Below are 11,880 nucleotides of genomic sequence, written 5' to 3' on the forward strand. Positions count from 1 at the left end.
CCCAATCAGCCTCGCGGCGCGATTTCACGCGGCTGCGTCCAGCCCCTGCGCCGGCACATAGTTCAGGATCGGGCCGAGCCAGCGCTCGACCTCGGCGAGCGGCATGCGCTTGCGGCGCGCGTAATCCTCGACCTGGTCGCGTTCGACCTTGGCCACGCCGAAATAATAGCTTTCGGGATGCGACAGGTAGATGCCGGACACTGAGGAGCCCGGCCACATCGCAAAACTTTCGGTCAGGCTGACGCCGGCATTGCGCTCGCCGTCGAGCAGGCGAAACAGCGTCGCTTTCTCGGTGTGATCGGGCTGCGCCGGATAGCCGGGCGCCGGGCGGATGCCGCGATAGGGTTCGCCGATCAGCTCGTCCGGCGCCAGATCCTCATCCGGGGCATAGGCCCAGAATTCCTTGCGCACGCGTTCGTGCAGGCGCTCGGCGAAGGCTTCGGCGAAACGGTCGGCCAGCGCCTTGACCATGATCGACGAGTAGTCGTCGTTCGCCCGCTCGAAGCGCTCGGCGATTGCCGCTTCCTCGATGCCGGCGGTGACGATGAAGCCGCCGAGATAGTCGGCCTTGCCGCTGTCAAAAGGCGCGACGAAATCCGAGAGTGCGACATTCGCCTTGCCGTCGCGCTTGGTCAGCTGCTGGCGCAGCGTGAAGAAGGTCGCCAGTTCCTGCGATCGCGCGTCGTCGGTGAACAGCCTGATGTCGTCGCCGACAGCGTTGGCCGGCCAGAAGCCGATGACGCCCTTCGGCGCGAACCATTTTTCCGCGATGATCTTCGCCAGCATCGCCTGGGCGTCCTCGAAGAGCTGGCGTGCCGCCGGCCCTTGAGCCTCGTCGTCGAGGATTTTCGGGTAACGGCCCTTCAGCTCCCAGGTCTGGAAGAACGGCGTCCAGTCGATATAGCGCGCGAGCTCGGCCAGATCCCAGCCTTCGAAGACTTTCACGCCGAGGAGGGACGGCTTCGGCGGCGCGTAGGCCGACCAGTCGATCCTGTGGGCGTTGGCACGCGCCTTGACGAGCGGCAAGCGCTGCTTGTCGGCTTCGCTGCGCGCGTGCGCATCGGCAACCTTCTTGTATTCGGCACGAACGTTGTCGACATAGCCCCCCTTGGTCTCGTTCGACAGCAGTGCCGACACCACGCCGACCGCGCGGCTGGCATCGGTGACGTAGACCGTCTGGCCCCTGATATAGCGCGGATGAATCTTTACCGCCGTATGCACGCGGCTGGTCGTCGCGCCGCCGATCAACAGCGGAATGTCAAAACCTTCACGCTCCATCTCGGCGGCCATATGCGCCATCTCGTCGAGCGAAGGCGTGATCAGGCCGGATAGGCCGATGATGTCGACCTGCTGCTCGCGCGCCGTCTGCAGGATCTTCGCCGCCGGCACCATGACGCCGAGGTCGATGATCTCGTAATTGTTGCAGGCCAGAACCACACCGACGATGTTCTTGCCGATATCGTGGACATCGCCCTTCACCGTCGCCATCAGGATCTTTCCGGCGGTCTGGCGCTCGCCGGTGTCGACGCCATTGGCGGCGTTCGCCAGCTTCTCCGCCTCCATGTGCGGAAGCAAGCCGGCAACGGCCTGCTTCATGACGCGGGCGGACTTCACCACTTGCGGCAGGAACATCTTGCCGGCACCAAACAGATCGCCGACGACATTCATTGCTGCCATCAAAGGACCTTCGATGACATGCAGCGGGCGCTCGGCGGCAAGTCGCGCTTCGTCCGTGTCGGCGTCGATGAATTCGGTGATGCCGTTGACCAGCGCGTGCGAAATGCGCTGCTCGACAGGCCAGTCGCGCCAGGCGAGATCGCGTTCCTGCGCCTCCTTGCCCGCTGTGCCCTTGAATCGTTCGGCGAGTTCCAGCATGCGTTCGGTCGCCGTGCCGCCGCCCTTCGGCTGACGGTTGTTGACGACGTCCTCGCAGGCTTCGCGCAGTTCCGGATCGATGGACTCGTAAACGGCAAGCTGCCCGGCGTTGACGATGCCCATGTCCATGCCGGCCTGGATGGCATGATAAAGGAACACGGCATGCATGGCCTCGCGCACCGGCTCGTTGCCGCGAAACGAGAAGGAGAGGTTCGACACGCCACCCGATATGTGGACATGGGGAAGAATCGCGGTGATCTGCCGTGCTGCTTCAATGAAGTCGACGCCGTAATTGTTGTGCTCGTCGATGCCGGTGGCGATGGCAAAGATGTTCGGATCGAAAACGATGTCCTCGGGCGGGAATCCGGCCAGCTCGGTCAAAAGCTTATAGGCGCGGGTGCAGATTTCGACCTTGCGCGCCTGTGTGTCGGCCTGGCCGTCCTCGTCGAAGGCCATGACGACCACCGCCGCGCCGTAGGCGCGCACCAGCCTGGCATGATGCAGGAACGCTTCCTCGCCTTCCTTCATGGAAATGGAGTTCACCAGCGGCTTGCCTTGCACGCATTTCAGGCCGGCTTCGATGATCTCCCATTTGGAGCTGTCGATCATGACGGGAACGCGGGCGATATCCGGCTCGGCGGCGATCAGGTTGAGATATTCGACCATCGCCTTTTTCGAATCGATCAGGCCTTCGTCCATGTTGATGTCGATGATCTGCGCGCCATTGGCGACCTGGTCGCGGGCGACTTCGAGCGCGGCGGCATAGTCGCCCGCCGTGATCAGCTTCCTGAACCTGGCCGAGCCGGTGACATTGGTGCGCTCGCCGACATTGACGAACGGAATCTCGTCGGTCAGCGTGAACGGCTCGAGCCCCGACAGGCGCATCTTCGGTTCGACGTCAGGAACAGCGCGCGGCGGATATTTCTTCACCGCCGCTGCGATGGCGCGGATGTGGTCCGGCGTCGAGCCGCAGCAGCCACCGACGATATTGACCAAGCCGTCGCGTGCGAAACCCTCGATCTGCGCCGCCATGAATTCCGGGCTCTCGTCATATCGGCCGAATTCATTGGGCAGACCGGCATTCGGATAGGCACAGACAAAGGTGTCGGCGACACCGGAAATTTCGTCCAGATGCGCGCGCATGGCCTTGGCGCCCAGCGCGCAATTGAGGCCTATTGTGAACGGGTTGGCGTGACGGACTGAATGCCAGAAAGCCGTCGGCGTCTGGCCGGACAGCGTGCGGCCGGACAGGTCGGTGATCGTGCCGGAGATCATGACCGGCAGATGCATATCCTTCTCGATGAAGATCTCTTCTGCTGCGAAGATCGCCGCCTTGGCGTTCAGCGTATCGAAGATGGTCTCGATCAGGATGATGTCGGCGCCGCCGTCGATCAGACCGCGCAGCTGCTCGCCATAGGCAAGGCGCAATTCGTCGAATGTCACGGCCCGGTAGCCGGGATTGTTGACATCCGGCGACATCGAGGCGGTGCGGTTGGTTGGCCCCAGCGCACCGGCGACGAAACGACGCCTGCCGTCCTCCTGCTCAGCCCTCACCGCTGCCCTACGCACCAGCCGCGCACCGTCGCGGTTCAGCGCGTAGACCGCATCCTCCATGCCGTAATCCGCCTGGGCGATGGCGGTCGAGGAGAAGGTGTTGGTTTCAAGAATGTCCGCCCCGGCGATGGCGTATTGATAGTGAATCTCCTCGATCGCCTTGGGCTGCGTCAGGATCAGCAAGTCGTTGTTGCCCTGCTGATGGCAATCCGGGAATTTGTCGCCACGGAAATGGTTCTCGTCGAAACCCAGGCCCTGGATTTGCGTGCCCATGGCACCGTCGAGGATGAGGATACGTTCGCGCGCCACCGCCGTCAGCGCCGCAAGGACTTCCGACCCATCGGGCGTAGCCGCGGCGGGACCGAACAGGTCGTCCAGCGATGATGGGGTTTGCGACATATTCCGTCCTCGAGGCGACAGTCGCGCTTAAGCGACATAAAGACATCTTTATGTCAATATACGCTATTCGCTTGTTGCTGTCACCCCTGCCGCGGGGAATGCTGCCCGCTGATGCTACGAGGCCGCCTGCGCGTCTTTCAGGCGATCGCCGACGGGACGGCAGGTAAGATCTCCGACGGGGAAGTTGCTTCCTTCATGTGGTAGGCGGGAGCGACCTCTCTCGTCAGGAGAAGATCTCCGCCAGTTCGTCGACGCTGGTGCCTAACCTGCCGCAACTCGACATAGCTGACCGCGGTGGCGACCGAGGATCGGACGCAAGATCGGCTCAACGCCGCAGGCGCATGATGCCCGCCCGTTCCTGACGGCGTATTACGGCGAGCTCCGAGCCCATCTCGAGCGGAAGCTGCTGCTCGGCAACCGCAAGGCCGACAAGCACGCGCGCGGTAGCAACGCCGGACCAACGAGGCTGCCATGAACACATCTCTATCCGAACTTGAACTTCAAGAGATGGAAGCCCGAGTTGCCGCGGCCCAAGCTGGCCCGTGGAAATCATGGGTCGAGGGCCGGGACTTCCTGGGCGGGTCAAATTTCATCCAGACCGGCCAAGGGGCGGATCGCGGCGAGGACATCGAAATGACCGGCGCGACGGTCGCGGACCAGGATTTCATGGCCGCCGCGCGTCAGGATCTTCCTCGCCTGATCGCCGAAGTGCGCAGACTCCGCGGGCTCCTCAATCGAGCAAATGGCACCTAACCCACCCACTTCTCGTAGTCGGACACGAGCAGGTGCAGCGGCGCGACGTCCTCGTCGATGTCTGCGAAGCGGCCGATCGGCTCGCGGAAGACATTGTCGGTGAGATCGTCATTGACGGTCGAAACCTCCCCGATCAGCACGTCCTTGCCTTCGGCCCAGAAGGCGTGCCAGACACCCGGAAGAAGCGTGACGCTCTGGCCCGGGTCGAGCTTCAGCAACCCGCCCGCAGGCAGCCTGTGGATGGTTCCGTCGACAGGCACCGATACCTCGGCCTTCGGATCAATGCCGCCATCGCGATCGTGCATGAACAGTTCCAGCACAAGCTTGCCGCCGCCACGATTGATGATGTCCTCGGCCTTGATGTTGTGGCGGTGCATCGGCGACAGCTGATCCTTGCGCGAGATCATGATCTTCTCGGCATAGAGCATGCCCATGCCCTTCTTCATGTCCTCGTAGCGACCGTTGCGGACAGTAAACAGGAAGAGGCCGAGATCGCTGAACTTGCCCTGGCCGTAATCGGTGATGTCCCAGCCAAGCCGGGACGAGAAGATGGCCGACGAATCCTGCCGGCGCGCCTTCATCTCTTCGGGTGACCAATAGGCGAAGGGCGGCATTATGTAGCCGAACGAGCGAATGAAGGTGTCGGCGTCGCGGATGATGTCGTTGATAGCGGAGCGTTTCATGATCGTGGTTCCTTCCAGTCGGCCTAGGCGATCTCCAAACCGAATAGCCGAACGCCGATCCGGTGTCGACGTAAACTGCATGAGCTGGCCTCATGACATCCGGTTCGATCGAGGTCATAACGGCAACCAGTTTCCTGATGGTGGCATTCCATGCTGAGTATAGAAGATCTCGATACGCCGGCGATCCTGATCGATGTCGACCGCGCCGAAGCCAACATCGCGCGGGCGCAGGCCCATGCCGACCGCCATGGTCTGAAGCTCAGGCCGCACATCAAGACCCACAAACTGCCTTACTGGGCAAAGAAGCAGATCGCAGCGGGTGCGGTCGGCATCACCTGCCAGAAGATCGGTGAAGCCGAGGTGATGGCCGATTCCGGCCTCACCGATATTTTTCTCCCTTATAACATTCTGGGCAAGGCCAAGCTGGAGCGCCTCCAGGCGCTGCACGGTCGTGTGACGCTGTCGGTGACATCAGACAGCTTGGAAACACTTGCGGGTCTCGCCGCCACCTTCACCGATCCAGGCCAGCCGCTACAGGTGCTGGTGGAATGCGACACCGGCATGGGCCGCTGCGGCGTCCAGTCGGCCAGCGAGGCGGTCGCATTGGCCAGAGAGATCGACAAGGCCAAGGGGCTCGCCTTCGGCGGGCTGATGACCTATCCGGCGGCAGGCCGCGCTGCCGAGGCCGAGACGTGGCTCGCCGGCGCGCGCCAGGCGCTCGCCGCATCCGGCTTTGGCTGCGAACGCATCTCCAGCGGCGGCACGCCGGATATGTGGCGCTCAAGCGAGGCTTCCGTCGTTACCGAGTACCGCCCCGGCACCTACATCTATCTCGACCGCTACCAGGTCGCCAAAGGCGTCGGCAGTCTCGACGACTGCGCGCTGACGGTGCTGGCGACGGTGGTCAGCCATCCGACGCCGACACGGGCCATCCTCGATGCCGGCAGCAAGGCCTTGTCCAGCGATACGCTGGGGCTGCCTGATTTCGGCGAATTGCTGGGTATTCCGGGCGCTACCGTCACCGGCCTCAGCGAAGAGCACGGCAACGTCACGCTTTCCGGGAACGCCAGGCTGCGTATCGGCGATCGCGTGCGAATCGTGCCCGACCATTGCTGCGTCGTCACCAATCTGTTCGACGAGGTCCACCTGATCGCCGGAGAACGGGTGCTGGAGACGCTGCCGGTGGCGGCGCGTGGCCGCATGGGATGAGCTCGACGTCGTTCGGACCGAACGACCATTTGATCAAAGTTGGACAAGCGGACCCAGTGCAGCCTTCAATGGATCGAGGGCATCGCCGTACAGTTTCCAGCGCTCTACAGAGGACGAATAGATCGGCTGGCGCACCTGCCAGCGGCTTGGCGTTCGTACCGTGCGCTCGGTTTCGTGGAAATGCAGACAAGCATCGTCCCATTCCATGCCGAGAAATCCGATCAATCCACGGGCGCGGGTTTCGAAATCGGCCACGGTTTCTTCGTAAGGCATGTCGTGGATGGCCAGCGGAACGACCTTGGCCCAGTGGCGCATCAAGCGATCATATTGCCGGTAATACTGCCCAAGCTTGGCCAGATCGGCATTGTAGCCGTGGGCATCGGAAAAATTATGCATGAAACAGGACGTGCAATTGTCCATCGGGTCACGCCGGCAGTGGACGATGCGGGCATTTGGCAAAATGAGACCGATGAAAGCCAGCAGCTCGAAATTATGCGGCATCTTGTCGACGACACGCGCCGCCTTGCCGTTGCGCTTGTTGAGATGGCCGAGATATTTCGAGCCAAGCTCCTTCGCCTTCGTCGGTGTGAGCGAAACCATGGCCTTGGCGAAAATCGCCGGATCAGGCTGGTCGAATCCAAGTTCGCCGGCCAATGAACGGATCGTCGCCAGCTCGCCGGCGCCGTAAATATCGTGATGGCTGGCGCATATCTGCTCGGTCAGCGTCGTTCCTGAACGGGGCATACCGACGATGAAGACCGGACGTTCGGACGGATTGCCGAACTTTGGCCGCGCTTCGAAAAAGCCGGCGTCGAAAGTCTCGATGAAGCTGTCATAGAGCCGCGTGTGCAGGGCAATGTCGAAATCATTGCCGGAGATTGCCTTGGCCCTGGCGAAATGGCGGATGGCCAGGCCATACTCGTGCTGGTCGTTGAGGATTTTTCCGGCGGCGTGATGCAGGATAACCCGCTCGCGATCGGTGGTCATCGGCAGTTCGAGGCGGGCCTGCACCAAAGCCAGAGCTGGATCGCCCTTGACGGCCCGACGCGCGAGCACCAGCCCGGACAGCGCCTCGACATTTGCCTTGTCGATGGCGATGGCACGGCCAAAGCATTCGACCGCCTCGGCTTGTCGGCCCATGTCGGTGAGCAGGTCGCCCATACCGATAAGCGCCGTCAGCGAATGGCTGTTGACCGCCAGCGCACGGCGATAGAAACCCTCGGCGACATCGCCTTCGAGTTGGCTCCGGTAGGATTTGCCGAGATTGCACAATGCCTCGACAAGCCGGCCGTCGAGCTCGATCGCTTTTCTTAGCTGTTTGCGCGCCAGCTCGATGTTGCCGATCAGGTTGTAGGCGTTGCCGAGATTGTTGCGGAAAATGGCGTTGCCCGGTTCGAGCTTCACCGCACGCTTCATGAAGTCGATGGCCGTCTCATTTTGCTGGGCCTCGATCGCCAGGGTGCCCATCAAATTGAGCGCCATGGCATTTTTGGGCTGACGTCGAAGCACGGTTTGATAGCAGAACTCGGCTTCGCGAAAGCGCTTGCGGCGCTGCAGGTCGATGCCGCGCTGCAATGTCTCCGGCGCCGGCTCGCCAGCGCTCGGCAGTAAATCCTGGACCATGGCCGGCACGCCGAAGGGTTGCCGGCGCGGCAGATGCGGCATCCTTCACCCCCAATCGCTGCGTGCGACCGCAGTCAGCCTGAACCAACAGGAATTCGAAGCAATCAGAATTTGAATGTAACGCCAAGCTGCAGATTGTGGGAATTCAACTTGCCGTTCGAGAATACAGCATCGCCTTCGCGGGAGGAATCGAAGTCGACGCCTGAAACGGCCTTGAACCTGTAGCCGAAATCGAGGTCGATATTCTGCGCCAGCGCGTAGGTGACGCCGGCTCCCAACTGGCCGGCGAAACCCCACCCACCACGCCCGTATCCGTACAAGTGACCACCCCAAGTTGTGTCGGCGGTCACATGGGCGGCGCCGATGCCGCCGCCGACGTAGAGCTTGGCATCTCCAAAATGAGCAACGTCGGCCCAGACATTGGCGAGCAGATAGGTAGCGGACAAATCGCCGTCAGCCGGAAACCAGGCACTCACACCCTCCTGATACGAATTCGCCTTGTAGCGGGCATAGGACAGTTCGCCTTCGACCCGAAACACATCGTTGATCCGCCTACCGACGACGCCGCCGATCACGAAGCCGGTGTCGAACTCCATCGAAAAGTCGTTGTTGTAGTAATCGGCATGTGTTTTCACGCGATTCGGGAAGCTGGCGCCACCAAACAGTGTGACATACCAGAGATCCTGGGCCGCCGGAATTTCGACCGCCGCTTCGGCGGCATTGGCCGAATTCCAGCCAAGCATCAGGGCCATTGCGGACACGCCAGCCAGCAAGCGCATTCTCATCGGCGAATCCCCCACGACAATTAACAGGCAATATCACGTCCAGTGCACGCATAACGTCCAGTGCATGGCTGAACTGTCAACGTGAAAACCAGGCGGGGTCGACCTCCGGAAATCGCTGTTGCAACGTTGCAACATTTTTTACTTGCGCCTCATCGTGTCGGGCGCATTCGAATGAAGGACCTGACCGGTAGTCAGGGTGCCCCCTAGCCGGGCTTGTCTGCCTGCCTCGCCGCGACTCGGCGCATGGAGATGACGCGGCGGCGGCGAATTTCCGTGCGCATTGCCATCAGATGCAACGCGAAGAACAGCACGGTAAAGCCTAGAGCCATCACCAGCAACGGCCTCAGCATAGAGGGGTCAATGGTCGAGCCACCCATGCGGAACACCGAAGCCGGCTGATGCAGCGTGTTCCACCAGTCGACCGAGAACTTGATGATCGGGATGTTTATGAAGCCGACCAGGGTGATGATTGCGGCGGCCCAGGCGGCGCGCGCCGCATCGTCGAGTGCCCGCGTCAGCGCGATGATGCCGAGATACATCAGAAACAGCACGAACACCGAGGTCAGCCGCGCGTCCCACACCCACCAGGTGCCCCACATCGGCTTGCCCCAGATCGAGCCGGTGATCAGCGCGAGTGCTGTAAAGACGGCGCCGATGGGTGCCGCCGATTTCAGCGCGACATCGGCCAGCGGATGGCGCCATACCAGCGTGCCCAACGCGAAAACCGCCATCAGCGTGAAACACATCATGGCCAGCCAGGCGAAGGGCACATGGATATACATGATGCGCACGGTGATGCCTTGCTGGAAATCCTCCGGCGCAGCGAAGCTCATATAGAGCCCGGCGGCCAAGATGAGTGCGGCGATGGTCGCCAGCCACGGCACCACCTTTTCGGCCAACCAGACAAACCGCGTCGGGTTGGCGAAATCCATCCAGCCGCTGAGGCGTGAAGTCAGGTCACTCATGCGGCCTTACATAAACCGGCGACGCTTTTGGGGCAATCGAGTGGTGGTGTCGCAGGCTGCCTTCCCTTCTCCCATAGGACAGGTGAGAAGGGAAGGCAGCTTGGCCGCTCAGGCGGCCTCGTCCGTGATGGTGCGGCTGAGGCGGCGGACTTCCTCGTCGTTGAGCAGGCCGCCGGCGCGCAGCAGGCTGGCGAAGCGGCCATTGCGCATCGACAATTCGACGAAGCCCCCCATTTCGACCACCTTGCCCTTGTCCATGAACACAACCAGATCGGCATCTCGAACGGTGGTCAAGCGGTGGGCGATGATGAAGGTAGTGCGGCCGCGCCGCAATTCGTCGATCGCTTCCTTGACGCGGTCTTCCGTCTCGACATCGAGCGCGCTGGTCGCTTCGTCGAGCACCAGGATGGGCGAATCCTTCAGCACGGCGCGCGCGATCGCGATACGCTGGCGCTCGCCGCCCGAAAGCTGTCCCCCGCGTTCGCCGACGACCGTGTCGTAGCCGTTGCTCTTCGACAGGATGAAATCCTGCGCGGCAGCGGCATTGGCGGCAGCGTGGACCTCATCATAGGTCGCCTCGGCGCGCCCGACGCGGATATTGTCCTCGATCGAGCGGTTGAGCAGGCCCGCATCCTGGAACACGGTGGCGATCGAGTGGCGCAGCGACTTGCGGGTCACCGTACGGGTATCGATGCCATCGATCAGAATCCGGCCGCTGGACGGCGCAAACACGCGCTGCAAAAGATTGATGAGCGTGGTCTTGCCCGCGCCCGTCGGACCGACGACGGCGACGGTCTGGCCGGCATGGACCTCGAACGACACGTCGTTCACGCCCTGCCCCGAATTGGCGAATTCGAAGCTGACGTTTTCAAAACGCACATGACCAGTGACGTTGCCGAGGTCACGCAACCCGTCCGGCTCGGCGGCGTCGGCCGCGGAGTCCTCGAGGCGGTAAAATTCCTCGAGCTTGGCCCTGGCTTCCGAAATCTGGTTGGCGAAGGCCGACATCTGGTCGAGCCGGGCAATCAGCAGCGTTGCAAAGCCGGTAAAGGCGATGACGTCACCGATACGCAATTGGCCATGCATGACCAGATAGGAGCCGATCAACAGCACGACCATCATCGAAATGGTGGACGACAGGCGGTGCAGGGCGTTGGCCAATGCCCACCAGTCGAGAACCGGATATTGGGCATCAAGCAGATTCTTGACATAACGCTTCAAGGCGTCGGTCTCGTGGCCGATTCGATTGTAGCTCTGCAGCACGGCGACGTTGCTGACCGAGTCGCTCACATGCGCGAACACCTGGTGAAAATGCCGCTCCACGGACGCTTGGCCTTCCCTGGTCCGACGCATCACCAGCCGCCCGATTCCGACATAGAGCGCGCCCAGCGCCAGCAGGACCATCGACATGCGAATATCCATGCTGAGCGCCGTCGGCACCAGCAGAACCAGTGCGACGACAGTGGACAAATGCTGCCTCATGAACTCGAGCCAGAGGCTGAACAGGGTCTCGACCGCGCGCAGAAGCGTATGCAGAGAATTGGAGGTGCCGCGCTGATGATGCCAAGCAAGCGGCATGGTGATCACGCGCTCGAATGACTGGCAAAGCACCTCGCTGCGTCGTGCATGGGCAAAGCGGTCAGCGCCGCGCGCCACGAGAACGAAGGCGACGACGTTGAAGACGCCTATACCGGCCCATACGGCGAGCGTCGAAAAGACCGAGCCGCCGTCCGAAATAGCATCGATCACCCGTCCGAACATGATCGGCTCAAGGATGGCGATAATGGCCAGCGCGACATTCGCCCCGCAGATAAACGCTACGCGTTTTCTGTCGGCAGCGAGATAACCAAGCGCTCTCCAGTAGATCTGCAGAAGGGACACTTCAGCTACTCCGGCAAATTGTTATTGTGCACTGCATCATTTTCTACACGTACCCGTTGACGTGTCGCGAAACAATGCTCGTGTACCCCTTCAGTTCCCAATTCGCGAACAAAAGATGGCGACGTTGCGAAATCTGTCGTGATCACCTAACGG

At 61.8% G+C, this 11,880-nt stretch carries 8 protein-coding genes; 2 read left to right on the forward strand and 6 right to left on the reverse strand.

Annotated features, from left to right (window positions below; all coding sequences use genetic code 11):
* Positions 1 to 24: 24 nt before the first annotated feature.
* Positions 25 to 3,828, reverse strand: a complete 3,804-nt coding sequence (metH, locus tag CIT31_RS31960) for a methionine synthase (protein WP_095521780.1) — start codon at positions 3,826 to 3,828, stop codon at positions 25 to 27.
* A gap of 471 nt (positions 3,829 to 4,299) precedes the next feature.
* On the opposite strand from metH, the gene CIT31_RS31965 reads away from it, so the two are divergent.
* A complete protein-coding gene (locus CIT31_RS31965; RefSeq protein ID WP_165778615.1) occupies positions 4,300 to 4,581 on the forward strand; it encodes a hypothetical protein in 282 nt (93 codons plus the stop codon).
* Here CIT31_RS31965 and CIT31_RS31970 read toward each other — a convergent pair.
* Positions 4,578 to 5,264 (reverse strand): D-lyxose/D-mannose family sugar isomerase, encoded by a 687-nt coding sequence (locus CIT31_RS31970; RefSeq protein ID WP_095521782.1) that lies wholly within the window; start codon positions 5,262 to 5,264, stop codon positions 4,578 to 4,580. The two genes, CIT31_RS31965 and CIT31_RS31970, sit on opposite strands and share 4 nt — an antisense overlap.
* A 150-nt stretch (positions 5,265 to 5,414) precedes the next feature.
* Between CIT31_RS31970 and CIT31_RS31975 the strand changes: the two genes are divergently transcribed.
* Positions 5,415 to 6,473, forward strand: a complete 1,059-nt coding sequence (locus CIT31_RS31975; protein WP_095521783.1) for a D-TA family PLP-dependent enzyme — start codon at positions 5,415 to 5,417, stop codon at positions 6,471 to 6,473.
* 33 nt (positions 6,474 to 6,506) lie between these two features.
* Here CIT31_RS31975 and CIT31_RS31980 read toward each other — a convergent pair whose 3' ends face one another.
* From CIT31_RS31980 to CIT31_RS31995, 4 genes are all read right to left on the reverse strand, one after another.
* A complete protein-coding gene (locus CIT31_RS31980) occupies positions 6,507 to 8,138 on the reverse strand; it encodes a tetratricopeptide repeat-containing sulfotransferase family protein (protein ID WP_095521784.1) in 1,632 nt (543 codons plus the stop codon).
* 62 nt (positions 8,139 to 8,200) lie between these two features.
* Positions 8,201 to 8,881, reverse strand: a complete 681-nt coding sequence (locus CIT31_RS31985) for an outer membrane protein (RefSeq protein WP_095521785.1) — start codon at positions 8,879 to 8,881, stop codon at positions 8,201 to 8,203.
* A 203-nt stretch (positions 8,882 to 9,084) separates the two neighbouring features.
* The gene (locus tag CIT31_RS31990; RefSeq protein WP_095521786.1) at positions 9,085 to 9,846 is read right to left on the reverse strand and encodes a heme ABC transporter permease; all 762 of its coding nucleotides are present in this window, start codon (positions 9,844 to 9,846) and stop codon (positions 9,085 to 9,087) included.
* Positions 9,847 to 9,954: 108 nt separating this feature from the next.
* Entirely contained in the window at positions 9,955 to 11,727 is a 1,773-nt protein-coding gene (locus CIT31_RS31995) for a glucan ABC transporter ATP-binding protein/ permease (RefSeq protein ID WP_095521787.1), read from the reverse strand.
* Positions 11,728 to 11,880: the final 153 nt, after the last annotated feature.

The sequence above is a fragment of the Mesorhizobium wenxiniae genome (assembly GCF_002284535.1).
Classification (GTDB): domain Bacteria; phylum Pseudomonadota; class Alphaproteobacteria; order Rhizobiales; family Rhizobiaceae; genus Mesorhizobium; species Mesorhizobium wenxiniae.